Source organism: Streptomyces sp. NBC_01276 (assembly GCF_041435355.1).
In the GTDB taxonomy this organism is placed as follows: Bacteria; Actinomycetota; Actinomycetes; order Streptomycetales; family Streptomycetaceae; genus Streptomyces.
Genome location: NZ_CP108442.1, coordinates 4,737,656 through 4,755,201, shown reverse-complemented (window position 1 = coordinate 4,755,201; position 17,546 = coordinate 4,737,656). Strand labels below are relative to the sequence as shown.

12 protein-coding genes and 1 pseudogene are annotated in these 17,546 nt (G+C 72.9%); 6 read left to right on the top strand and 7 right to left on the bottom strand.

The window, feature by feature from the left end:
- Positions 1–69 precede the first annotated feature (69 nt).
- From OG295_RS21285 to OG295_RS21270, 4 genes are all read left to right on the top strand, one after another.
- The gene (locus OG295_RS21285; protein WP_371678312.1) at positions 70–1,431 is read left to right on the top strand and encodes an ABC transporter substrate-binding protein; all 1,362 of its coding nucleotides are present in this window, start codon (positions 70–72) and stop codon (positions 1,429–1,431) included.
- A gap of 4 nt (positions 1,432–1,435) precedes the next feature.
- A complete protein-coding gene (locus OG295_RS21280) occupies positions 1,436–2,962 on the top strand; it encodes a carbohydrate ABC transporter permease (RefSeq protein ID WP_371678311.1) in 1,527 nt (508 codons plus the stop codon).
- Positions 2,959–3,816 carry a carbohydrate ABC transporter permease gene (locus OG295_RS21275; RefSeq protein ID WP_371678310.1) on the top strand — a complete coding sequence of 286 codons (858 nt, stop codon included), beginning with the start codon at positions 2,959–2,961 and terminating at the stop codon, positions 3,814–3,816. The genes OG295_RS21280 and OG295_RS21275 overlap by 4 nt, the downstream gene beginning before the upstream one ends.
- 125 nt (positions 3,817–3,941) lie before the next feature.
- Entirely contained in the window at positions 3,942–6,203 is a 2,262-nt protein-coding gene (locus tag OG295_RS21270; protein ID WP_371678309.1) for a CDP-glycerol glycerophosphotransferase family protein, read from the top strand.
- Positions 6,204–6,212: 9 nt separating this feature from the next.
- On the opposite strand, the gene OG295_RS21265 is transcribed toward OG295_RS21270, so the two are convergent.
- Positions 6,213–6,827 carry a TetR/AcrR family transcriptional regulator gene (locus OG295_RS21265; RefSeq protein WP_371678308.1) on the bottom strand — a complete coding sequence of 205 codons (615 nt, stop codon included), beginning with the start codon at positions 6,825–6,827 and terminating at the stop codon, positions 6,213–6,215.
- A gap of 162 nt (positions 6,828–6,989) precedes the next feature.
- Here OG295_RS21265 and OG295_RS21260 point away from each other — a divergent pair, with 162 nt between their 5' ends.
- Together OG295_RS21260 and OG295_RS21255 are read left to right on the top strand one after the other, a co-directional pair.
- On the top strand, positions 6,990–7,883 hold the full coding sequence (locus OG295_RS21260; RefSeq protein ID WP_371678307.1) for an ABC transporter permease: 894 nt from the start codon (positions 6,990–6,992) through the stop codon (positions 7,881–7,883).
- Positions 7,876–8,691: an ABC transporter ATP-binding protein gene (locus OG295_RS21255; protein ID WP_371678306.1), complete on the top strand. Its 816-nt coding sequence runs from the start codon at positions 7,876–7,878 to the stop codon at positions 8,689–8,691. The genes OG295_RS21260 and OG295_RS21255 overlap by 8 nt, the downstream gene beginning before the upstream one ends.
- A gap of 48 nt (positions 8,692–8,739) precedes the next feature.
- On the opposite strand, the gene OG295_RS21250 is transcribed toward OG295_RS21255, so the two are convergent.
- From OG295_RS21250 to OG295_RS21225, 6 genes and pseudogenes are all read right to left on the bottom strand, one after another.
- On the bottom strand, positions 8,740–9,399 hold the full coding sequence (locus tag OG295_RS21250; protein ID WP_371681257.1) for an immunity 49 family protein: 660 nt from the start codon (positions 9,397–9,399) through the stop codon (positions 8,740–8,742).
- Between the two features lie 183 nt (positions 9,400–9,582).
- A pseudogene (locus OG295_RS21245) lies at positions 9,583–9,672 on the bottom strand (hypothetical protein); the annotation flags it as partial.
- 692 nt (positions 9,673–10,364) lie between these two features.
- On the bottom strand, positions 10,365–15,332 hold the full coding sequence (locus OG295_RS21240) for an NAD-glutamate dehydrogenase (RefSeq protein ID WP_371678305.1): 4,968 nt from the start codon (positions 15,330–15,332) through the stop codon (positions 10,365–10,367).
- 365 nt (positions 15,333–15,697) lie between these two features.
- Entirely contained in the window at positions 15,698–16,366 is a 669-nt protein-coding gene (locus OG295_RS21235; protein ID WP_371678304.1) for an HAD family hydrolase, read from the bottom strand.
- The gene (locus tag OG295_RS21230) at positions 16,363–16,863 is read right to left on the bottom strand and encodes a hypothetical protein (protein ID WP_371678303.1); all 501 of its coding nucleotides are present in this window, start codon (positions 16,861–16,863) and stop codon (positions 16,363–16,365) included. Before OG295_RS21230 ends, OG295_RS21235 begins: the two co-directional genes overlap by 4 nt.
- Positions 16,864–16,894: 31 nt before the next feature.
- The gene (locus tag OG295_RS21225) at positions 16,895–17,338 is read right to left on the bottom strand and encodes an Rv3235 family protein (protein WP_280920272.1); all 444 of its coding nucleotides are present in this window, start codon (positions 17,336–17,338) and stop codon (positions 16,895–16,897) included.
- Between the last annotated feature and the right edge of the window lie 208 nt (positions 17,339–17,546).

Genomic DNA, 17,546 nt, shown 5'->3' with positions numbered 1-17,546 from the left:
ATTGCGGGGCCGCGCGGGTCGGCGTAGACCTTGTGGTCCGGGACACACACGGGCATCGGGGGCACAGCCATGCGCAAGCACGGAACGAGCCGGACGACGATCGGGTGGGCGGCCCTGGCGGCCGCAGGGGCACTCGCGCTGTCGGCGTGCGGGGACGGTCCGCAGCCGGGGCCGGAGGAGCGCGGGCCGAGCGGAACGGCGTCGCCGCGGGTGGAGTTACCGAAACTGCCCGGCGAGAAGCTGGAGGTCGCCGCGGTCTGGACGGGGCCGGAGCAGGCCAACTTCACCAAGGTGCTCAAGGAGTTCGAGAAGCGCACGGGCGCGAAGGTGACCTTCGTACCGGCCCAGGACCCCATCGTCACCTTCCTCGGTACCAAGATCGCGGGCGGTCAGCCGCCGGACGTGGCGCTGCTCCCGCAGGTCGGGGCGCTGGTGTCGGCGGTCCGGAACAAGTGGGCGCAGCCGGTGGGCCCGGAGGCCGCGGCCCAGCTGGACGCGAACTACTCGGCGGGCTGGAAGAAGCTGGGCGCGGTCGACGGCACCCAGTACGGGGTGTACTACAAGGCGGCCAACAAGTCGCTGGTCTGGTACAACGCGAAGGCCTTCGAGGCGGCGGGCGTCGCGCCCCCCAAGACCTGGAAGGAGCTGATCGCGGCGGCGGACACGCTGTCCGCCTCCGGCACCCCGGCGGTCTCGGTGGCGGGCGCGGACGGCTGGACCCTGACGGACTGGTTCGAGAACGTCTACCTGTCGCAGGCCGGTCCGGAGAAGTACGACCGGCTGGCGCGGCACGAGCTGAAGTGGACGGACGACAGCGTCAAGGAAGCACTGACCACGCTCGGGCAGCTGTTCGGCCGCAAGGACTTCCTGGCGGGCGGAACGAGCGGGGCGCTGGCGACGGAGTTCCCGAAGTCGGTGACGCAGACCTTCTCCGGGGGCGACCGGCCCGCGGCGGCGATGGTCTTCGAGGGCGACTTCGTGGCGGTGAACATCGCGCAGACCGGCGAGAAGGTGGGCGAGGGCGCCAAGGTGTTCCCGTTCCCGGCGGTGGGCGCGAAGGCGCCGGTGGTGTCGGGCGGTGACGTGGCGGTGGCGCTGAAGCCGTCGAAGGGCGCGCAGGCGCTGCTGACGTTCCTGGCCTCGGCGGACGCGGCGGAGATCCAGGCCCGCGAGGGCGGTTTCGTCTCCCCGAACAAGGCCGTGGATCCGGGCGCGTACCCGAATCCGATCCAGCGGGACATCGCGAAGGCGCTGGTCGCGGCGGGCGACGACTTCCGCTTCGACATGTCGGACCAGGCTCCGGCGGCGTTCGGCGGGACGCCGGGCGCCGGGGAGTGGAAGGCGCTCCAGGACTTCCTGGCGAACCCGTCGGACGTGGCGGGCACCCAGGCGAAACTGGAGGCGGACGCGGCCAAGGCCTACGGGAACTGATCCGGTGACCGCCACGACCGGCAAAGGGCCGGCCGGGGATCCGGACGACGGGACGGCGGCGGCGCGCGCAGCGGCCGCCGCCACGGGCACGGGCACGGGCACGGGCACGGGCACGGCGAACGCGCCGGACGGCCGGTCGCCGACGGCCGGACGGACGCCAGACGGCCGGACGGCAGACGGCCGATCGCCGTCCGGCCCGTCGGCAGCCGGCCCGTCGGCAGCCGGCCGGACGCCGTCCGGACGGTCCGCGGCCGGGCGGCGGCGGCTGATCGCGGCGGCGTTCCTCCTGCCGGCGCTGGTGCTGCTGGGCGCGCTCGTCGTGCAGCCCATCGGGTACTCCCTCTACCGCAGCCTCTTCGACCGCTCCGGGGACGTGTTCGTCGGCGCGGGCAACTACCGGGAGATCCTGAGCGACCCGACCATCCGCACGGCGCTGCGCAACACCGCGCTGTGGGTGGTGCTGGCACCGACGGTGGCCACGGCGCTCGGCCTGGTCTTCGCGGTGCTCACCGAACGGGTGCGCTGGGGAACGGCGTTCAAGCTGCTCGTCTTCATGCCGATGGCGATCTCGATGCTGGCGGCGGGCATCATCTTCCGGCTCGTCTACGACCACGACCCCCACCGGGGCGTGGCCAACGCGGTCTGGGTGGGGGTGCACGACACCTTCGCGGAGTCCTCGGCCTTCCCCAAGGCCCGGCCGGGCCGGGACTCCCCGCTGGATCCCGCCGACGGGGGCGCCTTCGTGACGCGGGCGCCCGTACGGGCGGGCGTTCCGGTGCTGCTGCCGCTGGTCGGGGTGGCGCCGGAGGCCCTGCCGGCGGGGACCCGTACGGCCGCGGCGGCGCCCGCGGAGCCGGGGAAGGTCACCGGCACCGTCTGGCAGGACTTCACCCGGGGCGGGGGCGGCCGGCCGAACGCGGTCGACCCGACCGAGCGGGGTTTCTCCGGGATGCGCGTGGAGGCGGTGCGCGGCGGGCGGGTGGTGGCTTCGACGACGGCCCGCGCGGACGGCACCTTCGCCCTGCCGGCGGCGGCGGACGGGGCGCTGCTGCGGCTGCCGGGGTCCAACTTCCGGGAGGCGTACGCGGGGGTGGAGTGGCTCGGCCCGGTGCTGGTGACGCCGGCGGTGATCGGGGCGTACGTGTGGATGTGGGCCGGGTTCGCGATGGTGCTGATCGGGGCCGGGCTGGCGGCCGTACCGCGGGAGCTGCTGGAGGCGGCGCGGGTGGACGGGGCGGGTGAGTGGCAGGTGTTCCGGCGGATCACCGTGCCGCTGCTCGCGCCGGTGCTGGCGGTGGTCCTGGTGACCCTCGTCATCAACGTCATGAAGATCTTCGACCTGGTCTTCGTGATCGCGCCGGGCGCGGTCCAGGACGACGCGAACGTGCTGGCGCTGCAGCTGTACCGGACGTCGTTCGGAACGGACGCCGACCAGGGGCTGGGCAGTGCCATCGCGGTGCTGCTGCTGGTTCTGGTGGTGCCCGTGATGCTGCTGAATATCCGCAGGCTGCGGAAGGAGGGGTCCCGATGAGCACACCCACCGCCGTCGGCCGGATCGCGGCCCGCGCCGCGGCCGGCGCCACCCGCGTCTTCCTCGTCCTGGCCGCGCTCTTCTGGCTGCTGCCCACCCTCGGGCTGCTGATCTCCTCGTTCCTGTCCCCCACCGACCTCAACACGGGCGGCTGGTGGCGGGCGCTGACCGCGCCCTCGAAGCTGACGGCGACGAACTACGCCCGGCTGCTGGCCAACGACACCATCACCGGCTCGCTGCTGAACACGGTGGCCATCGCCGTTCCGGCGACCCTGCTCGTGCTCGTGCTGGGCTCGCTCGCCGGATACGCCTTCGCCTGGCTGGAGTTCCCGGGCCGGGACTGGCTCTTCCTGGTCGTCGTGGGCCTGTTGGTGGTTCCCGTACAGGTGGCGCTGATCCCGGTGTCCGAACTCTTCGGGGCCATCGGCCTGTTCGAGACCACGGCGGGGGTGGTCCTCTTCCACACCGCCTTCGGCCTGCCCTTCGCGGTGTTCCTGCTGCGCAACTTCTTCGCGGAGATCCCGCGCGAGCTGCTGGAGGCGGCGCGCCTGGACGGCGCGGGCGAACTGCGGCTGTTCGCGCGGGTGGTGCTCCCGCTGGGCGGTCCGGCGATCGCCTCGCTCGGCATCTTCCAGTTCTTGTGGGTGTGGAACGACATGCTGGTGGCGCTGGTGTTCGCGGACTCGGCGCACCCGCCCGTCACGGTGGCGCTCCAGCAGCAGGTGCGGCAGTTCGGGAACAACATCGACGTCCTGGCGCCCGGGGCCTTCCTGTCGATGGTGGTGCCGCTCGTCGTCTTCTTCGCGTTCCAGCGGCAGTTCGTGACGGGGGTGATGGCCGGAGCCGTCAAGTAGCAGCGTGATCAAGGCATTGACGTGCGGTGTTGACGCCGGGTAACCCGATTGCCACACCGTGCGTAACCCGAACGCCGCGCCCGCGGTTGCTGGGCCACATGCCCGCGCCGACCCCTGGATGTGCCGTGCCCCGGTTCAGCGTCATCGTGCCCGCGTACAAGGTTCAGGCGTACCTCCAGGAGAGCCTGGACTCGGTCCTGTCCCAGTCGTACCCGGATCTGGAGCTGATCGCGGTCGACGACGCCTCCCCGGACGCCTGCGGCGCGATCATCGACGAGTACGCGGCGCGCGACCCCCGGGTCACCGCCGTGCACCTGGCGCACAACCTCGGCCTGGGCCCGGCCCGCAACGCGGGTCTGGCCCGCGCGGGCGGCGACTACGTGCTCTTCCTCGACGGCGACGACACCCTGGCCCCCGGCGCCCTCCAGGCCATCACCGACCGGCTCAAGGCCACGGGCTCCCCCGACGTCCTGGTCTACGACTACGCCCGCTCCTTCTGGACCGGCGAACTGGTCCGCAACCGGCTCGCGCACCGCCTCCGCGAAGAGGGCCCGGCCAGCTTCCGCCTCGCCGACCGCCCCTCCCTCCTCGGCATGCTGATGGTGGTGTGGAACAAGGCGTACCGCCGCGTGTACGTGGAGCGCGAGGGCCTCTCGTTCCCGCCCGGCTTCTACGAGGACACCCCCTGGACCTATCCGGCACTGCTGGCCGCCGAGTCCCTGGCCGTCCTCGACCGGGTCTGCGTCCACTACCGCCAGCGCCGCACCGGCTCGATCCTGACCACCTCCACCCGCCGCCACCTCGACGTCTTCGACCAGTACGAGCGGGTCTTCGGCTACCTCGCCACCCGCCCGGAGCTGGAGCGCTGGCGGCCGGCCGTGCACCGGCGGATGGCCGAGCACTTCTGCGTCCTGTACGCCCACCGCGGCCGCATCCCCCACGGCGCCCGCCCCGAGTTCTTCGCGCGGGCCTCGGCCCTGCTGCGCCGCCACCGGGCCACCGGCGCGGGCTCCGGCTCCCTGCCGCCGTCCCCGTCCCGCACGGACCGGCTGCGGCACGCCCTGATGCGGCTGGGCCTGCGGCGCGCCTACCGGCTGCTGTCCGTGCTGCGCTCGGCGTCCCTGGCGGCGGGCCGGGCGGGGGCCGCGCCGGTGCGGGGGGTGCGCGAGTCCTGTCTGCGCCTGCACTACCGGATCCAGCGCCTGCTGCCGCTGCGCCCGGAACTGGCGGTGTTCTCCGCGTACTGGCACGGCGGCTACGCCTGCAACCCGGCGGCGATCGAGGCGAAGCTGCGGGAACTGGCCCCTCGGATGCGCACGGCGTGGATCTGCGACCCCCGGCACACCCCGACGCTCCCGCCCGAGACCACCCCGCTGCGGCCGGGCTCGGCCGCGTACTGGACGGCCCTGGCCCGCGCGACGTACCTCACCACGAACGTCAACTTCGACCGCGCCCTGGTCAAGCGCCCGGGGCAGATCCTGGTGCAGACCCAGCACGGCACCCCGCTCAAGCGGGTCGGCCTCGATCTCCAGGACCGTCCGGCGGCCACCCCGACCCCGGACTTCGCCGGCCTGCTGCGCGGCGCCGACCAGTGGGACTACCTGCTCTCCTCGAACCGGCACTCCACCCTGGTCTGGGAGCGGGCGGTGCCGTCCTCGTACACCACCCTCGAATACGGCTATCCGCGCAACGACGTCTTCCACCGGGCCACCCGGTCCGACGTGCTGGAGCTGCGCGAACGCCTGGGCGTCCCGCCGGGTTCCACGGCCGTCCTCTACGCCCCGACGCACCGCGACTACCGCCGCAGCCGGCCCGAGCACCTGGACTTCGAGCGGGTCCTGCGGGACCTGGGCCCGCGCTTCACGCTGCTCGCCCGCACGCACCTGACGTACGCGGGCAGGGACCGGCCGTGGGACCCGCACCCGCGGCTGATCGACGTCTCCGCCCACCCGTCGGTGGAGGAGCTCTGCCTGGCCTCGGACGCGCTGGTCACGGACTACTCGTCCCTGATGTTCGACTACGCGGTGCTGGACCGGCCGATCGTGATCCACGCGGACGACTGGGAGGCGTACGAGGCAGCCCGCGGGACCTACTTCGACCTGCGGGCGTGCCCGCCGGGGGCGGTCGCGCGCACCGAGGACGAGCTCGTGGACATCTTCGCCACCGGCCACTGGCAGGGGTCGCGCTCGGCGCAGCTGCGTTCCGCCTTCAGGTCGCGGTTCTGCTCCTTCGACGACGGGCACGCGGCGGAACGGGTGGTCCGCCGGGTCTTCCTGGGGCAGTCGGCGCCCCTCCCGGCGATCACTCCGCCGGAGGACCGCCACCCCGCCCCGCCGGCCCCGTCCCAGGCCCCGGAAGCGACGCCGGCGCACCGCTACGCGTTCTGACGCGTCCGGTCAGCCGGCCCGCAGCCCCGCCACGACCGCGCGCGCCAGGTCGTCGAGGTAGCCGGCCGGCACGGCGTCGCGCACGACCACCTGCCGCCAGTACAGCGGCCCGATCGCCAGGTCCAGCGCCCGCTCCGGGCAGGCCGTCGCGGGCAGTTCGCCCCGCTCGACGGCCTCGGCGACGATCCCCTCGGCGAGCCGGCGCTGGCCGTCGAGGAGGGCCCCGCGCACCGCGTCGGCGATCTCCGGGTTCCGGGCGGCCTCCACGAGCAGGTCGGGGATGACCGCCGAGGCCACGGGGTGGCGCAGTACGTGGGACATGACCTCCAGCAGGGCCCGCAGGTCCCCGTACAGGGACCCGGTGGCCGGCACCGGCAGGCCGTCGGCGGCGAAGGCGCCCACCAGGTCGAGCACCAGGTGGAGCTTGGACTTCCAGCGCCGGTACACGGCGGTCTTGCCGACCCCGGCGCGCCGGGCGATGCCCTCGATGGACATCCGGGCGAAGCCGACCGCCGCGAGTTCCTCGACGACCGCGGCCCGGATCGCCTCGGTCACGTCCTCGCGCAGGACGGCGGCCCCGGCGGGGGCGCGGCGGGCGGGGGCGGGGGAGGGCTCGGTGGTCATGCACAGAGCATAGCGGCGGCCACGTCACGACGATACGGTTGCGTTCCGACGTCGAGGGCCCTACGCTCCACGTAGCGACGATACGGACCCGTCCCGTCCCCAGTCTCCGCTGGGAGGCACCCCCGCCAGCGACGCCCCGCCCCCGTCGAAAGCGACTCCCCCGTGACCGTGACCACCGTTACCGCACCGCAGAGCCCCGCAGAGCTGGCGGCAGCCCACGGCCTGACCGTCAGCGGCGCCCGCCCCTCCCTGCCCCGCTACCTGGCGCAGCTCTGGGGCCGCCGCCACTTCGTGACGGCGTACGCCGGCGCCCGCATGCAGGCCACGTACAGCACGGCCAAGCTCGGCCAGGTCTGGCACCTGATGACCCCGCTGCTCAACGCGGCCGTCTACTACTTCATCTTCGGCGTCGTCATGCACGCCAGCCACGGCGTGCCGGACTACCTGCCGTTCCTGATCACCGGCGTCTTCGTCTGGGACTTCATCGGCAGCTCCGTCAACGCCGGCACCCGCGCCGTCCACGGCAACCTCGGCCTGGTCCGCGCCCTGCACTTCCCCCGCGCCAGCCTGCCCATCTCCTCCGTCGTGCAGCTCTTCCAGCAGCTGCTCGTCACCATGGGCGCCCTGGTCGTCCTGCTCCTGGCCTTCGGCCAGACCCCCGGCCCGGCCTGGCTGATCGCCCTCCCGGCGCTCTTCCTGATGGCCGTCTTCTGCGCGGGCTGCGCCATGGTCATGGCCCGCATCGGCAGCAAGAACCCGGACGTCAGCCAGCTGATGCCGTTCGTCCTGCGCACCTGGATGTACTCCTCCGGCGTGATGTGGTCCATCGACTCCATCCTCAAGACGGACCACCTGCCGCACTGGATCACCCTGCTGCTCAAGACCAACCCGGCGGCCGTCTACATCGACCTCATGCGCTTCGCGCTGATCGACAGCTTCAAGGCCGCCTCGCTGCCCCACCACGTCTGGCCGATCGCCATCGGCTGGGCCCTGCTCGCCGGCGTCGGCGGGTTCGTCTACTTCTGGAAGGCAGAGGAGGAGTACGGCCGTGGCTGACACCCTGACCCGCGACGCGACGTCCACCGACCGCACGACGGCCGGCACCCGCGTCCCGACCGTGATCGCCGACGAGGTCCACGTCATCTACAAGGTGCACGGCGCCGGCACCCGCAAGGGGGGCGCCACCGCCGCCCTCAGCCGGATCTTCTCGCGCCGGCAGGCACCCGGCGTCCGTGAGGTGCACGCCGTCAAGGGCGTCAGCTTCACCGCCTACAAGGGCGAGGCGATCGGCCTCATCGGCTCCAACGGCTCCGGCAAGTCCACCCTCCTCAAGGCCATCGCCGGACTCCAGCCCGTGGCCTCCGGGGCGGTCTACTCGCACGGCCAGCCCTCGCTGCTGGGCGTGAACGCGGCCCTGATGAACGACCTCACCGGCGAGCGCAACGTGGTCCTCGGCGGACTCGCGATGGGCATGACCCGCCGGCAGATCCGCGAGCGCTACCAGGACATCGTCGACTTCTCCGGCATCAACGAGAAGGGCGACTTCATCTCCCTGCCCATGCGCACCTACTCCTCCGGCATGGGCGCCCGGCTGCGGTTCTCCATCGCCGCCGCCAAGGACCACGACGTCCTGATGATCGACGAGGCCCTGGCCACCGGCGACGCCGCCTTCCAGCGCCGCAGCCAGGCCCGCATCGAGGAACTGCGCGCCCGCGCGGGCACCGTCTTCCTCGTCAGCCACGGCATCGGAACGGTCCGCGAGACCTGCGACCGCGCGATCTGGCTGGAATCGGGCGTCCTGCGCATGGACGGCCCCTCCAAGGAGGTATGCGACGCCTACGAGGCCTTCACCTCGCGCGGCTGACCCACCCGGCCGCCCCGCCGCGCTGCCGGCCGGGCACCCCGCCACCCCTCAGCGCGCGACGAGGGGCCCGGCCGCGGTCAGCAGCCGCGGCGGCAGGTAGGGCGACGCCACCGGAACCCGCCGGCCGCGGCGCCGGGCGTGGCAGGCCAGGGCCAGGACGCCGAGGTCGAGCACGGCACCGGTCTTCCCGGCCCGATCGGCGACCGCGTGGTGGTCGCGGTGGGCCTCCAGGGCGTCGAGCAGCGCGAGCCCGAAGCTCTCCTCGTCCCCCTCGACGAACTGGGACAGCAGCACCGACGGCGGCGGGAGGAAGCCCGTCGGCTTCTCCTTCGCGTACGCCGCCACGGCCCGCTCGGCCGCCGGGCGCGGGTCCCCACCGCTCAGGTGCGCGTGCAGCGCCTCGCAGTACCCGGCGTAGGCGGGACTGCCCGACCCGAGCCCCGGCGGGCCCGCCGCCACGAGCGGGGCCAGGTCCTCGGGCGCTCCGGAGATCAGGGCGAAGTGCGTGGCGGCCAGCCACTGGGTGAGCCCGGCCCGGTCGACCCGGTGCGCCGGGTGGGTGACGCCGTGGCCGTCGACGGTGGAGACGACCTCCGTGTCCGGTTCGGCCGGCGTCGTGCGGAACAGCGCGGCACCCAGCTGCGCGGGCCGCCGCACCCCTCGCACCTGTTCGTCCGTGGCGTCCGGCCCGCGCGAGGCGAGGATCATGAGCGGCCTCTCCTGATCATCCAGCGCACCGACCAGCTTCCGCGCGTCCGGCCGCCCGCCGTCCTCCGGGAGGTACGCCGCGCGGATGGAACGCTCCGAGTCGGCCTCGTAGCCCTCGTACAGTGCGTACGGCAGGTAGTCGATGTCGACGGGCGGCCACCAGCCGTGGTCGCGGTGACCGAGCGCGGCCAGCGCGACCGGCACCAGCGGCAGCAGGCTCCGGGGCCCGCCCGTGGGACCGGAGGTCTCGGCGTGCCGGCGCAGCAGCCGCACGAGCCCGTCCCCGTACGCCTCCTCCTGGCCCGCGGCCAGGGCGCGCAGCACGTCCAGGGCGAGGGTGTCCGGGTGCGGGCGACGAGCTCCGTCGCGGGACGGCCCGCCCCGTCCTCCCGGAAGGCCTCCCGGGCGAAGTGGAAGGCCTCGCCGTCCCGCCCCGTGCCGTCCGTGAGCACCGCGAGGCAGTAGGCGTCGAGCCAGTCCCCGGCGGTGATGTCCTCGCGGTCCCCGGCGTCGCCGCCCCGGTAGCCCATGCCGAAGTTCACGTGGCCGAGCGACACGTGGAAGGAGTCGTAGGCGTAATAGGCGGCGAACCGGACGGCGCCCGCGGCCGCTTCGGCCGCGGCCGCCAGCACGGCCCCGGCCTCCGGGGTGCCGAGGCCGGGGTCGGCCAGCGAGAGGACGCCGAGCCGGTCGAGGAACTCCTCGGAGATCATCTGCCAGTCGAAGGTGGTCATCCGGCCGGCCCGCGACATGCTGCGCGTGATGGAGCCGATCCGGTCGACGAACTCCTCCTGCGTCGCGTCCGCCGCGGCCCCGTCCACCTGGTGTCGTTCGATCCGCACTGCCCGCCCCCTGCCGTCGTGTTGGACCGAAAGGCCTATGACCTGCGACGGAACGCACGACGGGCGGCCCGGGACCGATGGTCCCGGGCCGCCCGTTCACCCACCCCCCGAAGGGGGCGTCACTCAGCTGTGCGCGCGCAGCAGCGAGCGCATGGTGCGCATCGCCACGGACAGGTTCGCCAGGTCGAAGTCGTCCGAGCCCCGGATCTCGTCCAGGGTCGTCCGGGCCCGGCCGATGATCGCCGCGTTCTTCTCCTCCCAGAGCTTGAAGCGCTCCTCGGGGGTCGAAGTGCCGTTGCCGGCCGCCAGCACGTCGGCGGTCAGCGCGGCGTGCGCCGCGAACAGGTCCTCGCGGATGGAGGCACGGGCCATCGACTGCCAGCGGTCGGACCGCGGGAGCTCGATGATCCGGTCCATCAGCTGCGTGATGTCCAGTCGGTCGGCGAGGTCGTAGTACACCTCGGCGACGTCGAGGGGGTCCACGCCGGTCCGGTCGGCGATGGCGACGATGTCCAGCGTCGGGAAGGCGGACGAGAAGCCGGCCACCTTCGCCGCGAGCTCCTCCGGCACGCCCTCGCCGGTCAGCTCGTCCAGGATCGACCCGTACCACTCCAGGTCGGCGCCGCGCACCAGCTTCGGCAGCTCCGACCACACCTGCTCGACCCGGGCCGCGAACAGCTCGATGGTCTCGGTGATCTGCAGGGGCTGCGGCCGGTTGTTGAGCAGCCAGCGCGTACCGCGCTCGACCAGGCGCCGCGAGTGCAGGCGCACCCGGGTCTGGACGTCGGCGGCGACCTTGTTGTCGAGGGCCTCGACCGCGTCCCACACATCGGCCAGGCCGAAGATCTCGCGGGCCGCGAGCTGCGCCCGGACGATCTCCTCCGTGGAGGCGCCGGTCTCTTCCTTCAGACGGTGCAGGAAGGTCGAACCGCCGGTGTTGACGGTGTCGTTGACCAGCAGGGTGGTGATGATCTCCCGGCGCAGCGCGTGGGCGTCGATCTGCTCCTGGAACCTGGAGAGCAGGGCGCCCGGGAAGTACGCGTGCAGCAGGCGGCGCAGGTACGGGTCGTCCGGCAGCTCGGTGCCGATGAGTTCGCCCGCCACCGTGATCTTGGTGTAGGCGAACAGCACGGCCAGCTCCGGCTGGGTCAGGCCCTTGCCGTTGCTCAGCAGCTCGCGGATCTGCCGGTCGGCGGGCAGGAACTCCAGCCCCCGGTCGAGCAGGCCCGCCCGCTCCAGACGGCGCATGAAGCGCTGCTGGGCGTGGAGCAGGCTGGGCGCCTGGGCGGCGCCGTTGGCGAGCGCGGTGTTCTGCGCGTAGTTGTTGCGCAGGACGAGGTGGCCCACCTCGTCGGTCATCTCGGCGAGCAGCTTGTTGCGCTGCTTGACGGTCATGTCCCCGTCCGCGACGACCGCGTTGAGCAGGATCTTGATGTTCACCTCGTGGTCGGAGGTGTCCACGCCCGCGCTGTTGTCGATGGCGTCGGTGTTGACCTTGCCGCCCTCGCCGCCGGCGCCGGTGCGGGCGAACTCGATGCGGCCGAGCTGGGTCAGGCCCAGGTTGCCGCCCTCGCCGATGACCTGGGCGCGGACGTCGGAGCCGTTGACGCGGATGGCGTCGTTGGCCTTGTCGCCGACGTCGGCGTGGGTCTCGGCGGTCGCCTTGACGTACGTGCCGATGCCGCCGTTCCACAGCAGGTCCACGGGGGCCTGGAGGATGGCCTTCATCAGGTCGGCCGGGGTCATCTTGGCGACGCCCGCCTCGATGCCCAGGGCCTCGCGGACCTGCGCGTTCAGCGGGATGGCCTTGGCGCTGCGCGGGTGGACGCCGCCGCCCGCCGACAGCAGCGCGGTGTCGTAGTCCGCCCAGGAGGAGCGCGGCAGGTCGAACAGGCGGCGGCGCTCGGCGTAGGAGGTGGCCGCGTCCGGGTTCGGGTCGAGGAAGATGTGCCGGTGGTCGAAGGCGGCGACGAGGCGGATGTGCTCGGAGAGCAGCATGCCGTTGCCGAACACGTCACCGGACATGTCGCCGACGCCGACGACCGTGAAGTCCTCGGTCTGGGTGTCGTGGCCCAGCTCGCGGAAGTGCCGCTTGACCGACTCCCAGGCACCGCGGGCGGTGATGCCCATGCCCTTGTGGTCGTAGCCGGCGCTGCCGCCGGAGGCGAAGGCGTCGCCCAGCCAGAAGCCGTAGTCCTCGGCGACCCCGTTGGCGATGTCGGAGAAGGTGGCGGTGCCCTTGTCGGCGGCGACGACGAGGTAGGTGTCGTCCTCGTCGTGGCGGACGACGCCCTGCGGGGGAACGACCTCGCCGGCGACCATGTTGTCGGTGATGTCGAGCAGCGCCGAGATGAAGATCTTGTAAGAGGCGATGCCCTCGGCGAGCCAGGCGTCGCGGTCCACCGACGGGTCGGGCAGGTTCTTGGCGACGAAGCCGCCCTTGGCGCCGACCGGGACGATGACGGTGTTCTTGACCATCTGCGCCTTGACCAGGCCGAGGACCTCCGTACGGAAGTCCTCGCGCCGGTCGGACCAGCGCAGACCGCCCCGGGCGACCTTGCCGAAGCGCAGGTGGACGCCCTCGACGCGCGGGGAGTACACCCAGATCTCGAAGGCGGGACGCGGGGCCGGCAGGTCCGGGATGGCCTGCGGGTCGAACTTCATCGACACGTAGGCGTGCTGCTCGCCCGCCTCGTCGAGCTGGAAGAAGTTCGTGCGCAGGGTGGCCTTGATGAGGGTGAGGAAGGCGCGCAGGATGCGGTCCTCGTCGAGCGAGGCGACCTGGTCCAGGGCCCCGTCCAGCTCCTCCAGCATGGCGTCGATGAGCTCGGTGCCGGCGACCTGGCGGCCGGGCGACATCCGGGCCTCGAAGAGGGAGACCAGCAGCCGGGTGGTGTGGACGTTGTTGCGGAGGGTGTCCTCCATGTAGTCCTGGCTGAAGGTGGAGCCGGCCTGGCGCAGGTACTTGGCGTACGCGCGCAGCACGACGGCCTGCCGCCAGGTCAGCCCGGCGCCGAGGACCAGGGTGTTGAAGTTGTCGTTCTCGGCCTCGCCGGTCCAGACGGCCGCGAAGGCCTCCTGGAAGCGCTCGCGGGCGTCGTCGCCGAGGTAGGAGTCGCCGTTGCCCGGGGCGAGCGGCATCCGCAGACCGAAGTCGTAGATCCACGCGCTGACCCGGTCGGTGCGGCGCAGCTCGTACGGACGCTCGTCGGTGACCTCGACGCCCAGACGCTGCAGGACGGGCAGGACGGCGGAGAGGGAGACCTGCTCGCCGGTGCGGTAGATCTTGAAGCGGCGCTCGCCGGGGCCCGCGCCGACCGGCTCGTACAGCGACAGCGCGAACTCGCGGTCGCTCGCGGAGAGCCGTTCCAGGTGGCACAGGTCGGCGACGGCCGCGCGCGGCGAGTGGTCGGCCTTGTAGCCCTCGGGGAAGGAGGTCCCGTACTTGCGCAGCAGCTCGGCGGCGCGCTCCTCGCCCAGTTCGGCGGTCAGCGCTTCGCCGAAGCCGTCGGCCCAGGAGCGGGCGGCCTCGACGAGCCGGCCCTCGATGCGCTCGACGTCGGAGTCGGTCAGCACGGGCAGCTCGGTGCCCTGCGGGACGCGGACGACGAAGTGGATGCGGGAGAGGATCGACTCGGTGTTCCAGGCGGTGAAGTCGACGCTGATGCCGTCGAGCTCCTCCCGCAGGATGTCCATCAGGCGCAGCCGCACGCCGGTGGTGAAGCGGTCGCGCGGCAGGTAGACCAGCGCGGAGTAGTAGCGGCCGTACTCGTCCTGGCGCAGGTACAGGCGCAGCCGGCGGCGTTCCTGGAGGTACAGGACGGAGGTGACGATCTCGCGGAGCTTGTCGACCGGGGTCTGGAACAGCTCGTCGCGCGGGTAGGTCTCCAGGATCTGGAGGAGGTCGCGGCCGTCGTGGCTGGAGGGGGCGAAGCCGGCGCCGTCCAGGACCTCGGTGACCTTGCGGCGGATGACCGGGACGCGGCGCACCGATTCGGTGTAGGCGGCGGAGGAGAACAGGCCGAGGAAGCGGCGCTCGCCGACCACGTTGCCGTCGGCGTCGAACTTCTTCACGCCGACGTAGTCGAGGTACGAGGGGCGGTGCACCGTGGAGCGGCTGTTGGCCTTGGTCAGCACCAGCAGGCGGTGCTCGCGGGCCTTGGCGCGGGCATCGGCCGGCAGCCGGTTGAAGGACGGGGACACCGGGTGGCCGTCCTCCTTGCCGCTGTGCAGCGGGTCGGAGCGCAGGATGCCGAGGCCGGTGCCGGGCACGGCGGCGAGGGCGTCACCGTCGACGAGGTTGTACTCGCGGTAGCCGAGGAAGGTGAAGTGGTCGTCGGAGAGCCAGCGCAGCAGCTCGCGGGCCTCTTCGAGCTCGAACTCGCGCAGGTCGGGCGCGGTGGGCTCGTTCGGCAGCTCGTCGGCGATGCGCAGCGCGGCGTCGCGCATCTTCTCCCAGTCCTCGACGGACTCGCGGACGTCGGACAGGACGCGCAGCAGATCGCCGGTGATCTGCTTGAGGTCGGCCTTGTCGGTCTCGCGGTCGATCTCGACGTGGATCCAGGACTCGACGAGGGAGTCGTGCGGGCGGGCGGTCCTGGGACCGTGGGCGTCGCAGTCGGGGCCGAGGATCTCGATCAGCTTGCCGGTGACGTCGCGGCGCACGACGACCTGCGGGTGGATCACCAGGTGGATGCCGCGGCCCTGGCGGGACAGCTCGTTGGTGACGGAGTCGACGAGGAAGGGCATGTCGTCGGTGACGACCTCGACCACGGAGTGGCTGGAGGTCCAGCCGTTCTCCTCGACCGTGGGGGTGTGCACGCGCACGTTCGCGGTGCCCTGCGGCCGGTTCTCGGCGAGCCGGTAGTGGGAGAGTGCCGCACCGAACGCGTCGACCGGGTCCCGGTCGACGAGGTCCTCGGGGGCGGTGTGCAGGTAGTAGCGCTGGAGGTAGGCGAGCGTCGATCCCCGTTCGGGACGCTCCCCTTGCTCGGACCCAGTCGGAAGTAGCCCCCCGGCCGGGCTGTTCTCAGCTACCCGTGCCGCCCGCGCGAGCAGCTCGGCCTTTGCTTCGTCCAGCTTGGTCTGCATGTCCTCTGGCTCCTGTCGCGCGCCATTGCGTGACGTAGGTGAAGGAAGGAATGACACAGCGCCGCCCTGGGGCGGTGGGTGCGTCCGGATTCTGTGTCGACGCCGGGGCGTCGGGAAAGCCGACCGGGAGGGATTCGGCCATGATCGGCTGGACGTCCCGGCGGTGGGGACCAGCGAGGGCCCGGGCACGGATGTGCGCCGGGCGCGGGCCGGGGGCGTCCGAGCCCCCGATGACTATCGCGCTGATCACGGGTCCAGGCTATCTCGCCCCACCCCCCGGTCGTCATTGACAGCATCTGTACAAATCCCGGGGGGAAACCTGGACACTCTGGCCAGCGACGTGGCCGGACCGGCCGTGCCGGTCCTTATCCGGCCAGCTCGCGGGCGGTGGCGACGGCCTCGGCCAGGGTGTCGACGACGGGCACGCCCGCGGCTTCGAGGCTGGTCCGGCTGTGCGAACCGCCCGTGTAGAGCACGGCCCGTGCGCCCACGTGGGCCGCGGCGAGCGCGTCGTCCACGGCGTCGCCGATGAGGACCGTCCGTCCGGCGGTCACTCCGGCGGGCTCCATGGCGGCCATATGGCGTACGAGGTGTCCCGCCTTGGTGGTGTGGGAGGGCCCGGTACGGCCGTCGACGCGCAGGAAGTGCCCGTCTATGCCGTGCGTGCACACCAGCGGCACGAGCTTGTCGTGGGGTGCGAGGGACAGCAGGGACTGGGTGAGTCCGTCGGCCTGCCAGGCGCGCAGCAGCTCCGGCGCGCCCTCGGCGAGGCCGGCCGCGTCGGCCGCCGCCCAGTAGTAGCGGTGGAAGGTCTCGTCCATGACGAGCCACTCCTCCTCGGTGGGCAGCCGGCCCATGAGGCGCTCGTAGAACTTCGGGACCGGTACGACGTACAGGTCCCGGTACGTCTCCAGGGTGATCGGCGCGAACCCGAACTCCGCGAAGGAGGCGTTGGTCGCGATGATGACGGCGTCGATGTCGTGCAGCAGCGTGCCGTTCCAGTCCCAGACGATGTGGGCCCCGCCGGCGCTCACGTCAGCAGCCCCGGAATCTCCTGGACGCCGAACCACAGCAGCTCGTGGTCCTCGGCACCGTCGACGGTGAAGCGGGCGTCGTCGTCCCCGGCGTCGGCGGCCGGCAGCGCCGCGGCGGCCGCGGCGACGTCCTGCGTCGCGTCGTCGGCGTCGACGTGGACGGCGGCGGCCGCCTTGAGCCGTACGGCGGCGGCGAGGGTGACCTGGCCGAGGGTGGCCTCGTCGGGGCCGGGGACCGCCGAGGCGGCCTTGTCGTCGACGTCGAGGGCGACGACGACCCGTCGGCGGGGGGCGTCCGCGTCGGCCGCCAGGAGGCGCAGGGAGGCCTCGGCGGCACGGCTGAGGGCGGCGTACTCCAGCTCCTCGATGTCGTCCGAGACGTACCACTCCCGCAGCCCGGGGGTCACCGCGTAGGCGCGGAGCGGGGCGGGCCCCAGCTCGCCCGCCTTGTGCGCCTCGGCGAGGCCGGGGAGTGTCAGGGGGACGTACACGCGCATGGCCGGCTGCTTTCGGTAGGCGGAAACGCCCTCAGGATACGACCGCCGCCCCGCGGGCCGAATCCCCCCGGGTGCGCGGGCCCCGGATCTCGATCGCCGCGCAACGCCAGCGCAGGTCCGGGCCCTGTTCCAGGCGGAAGGCCATCGCCGAGACGCGGTCACCGGTGGCGATGCGGGCGAAGGCCTCGATGACCCCCGGGCCGGGGTGGAAGCGGCCGCAGTGGCGCAGGACGGGCCGGGGGCGGCCCAGCGGGGGCCCGGTGGGGGCCAGGTCCGCCAGCTGCTCGTAGGCCGGGCCCACCGTGAGGCCCAGCAGCGAGTGGACGGGCCGCTGGCCGCTCAGCACCGCCAGGAGGCGCTCCGCGAACCAGTCGTGCGGTCCGGGCCGGCGCCGGGCCCGCGGGGTGCCGGCCGGCCGGCGCGAGTCCCGCCGGCCGGCGGGACGGCTGCGGGTCGGGCTCTTGGTGGTGTCCATGGCGGTTCCCCCGTACGGGCCGGGCCCGGCGGCGGTACCGGGCGGTCACTCTGTGTGGTGTTTCTACGGCCCCCGGCCACGCTCGGCAATCACCGCCCCGGGCCCGCGCACGGCCGCCCCCGCACCACCTATCCGGGTGACCGTGCGCCCGCGCGCGGCGGTGGTCCCGGCACGGACCCCGGGCCGGGCGCGGGGCATGGCCGGGCCG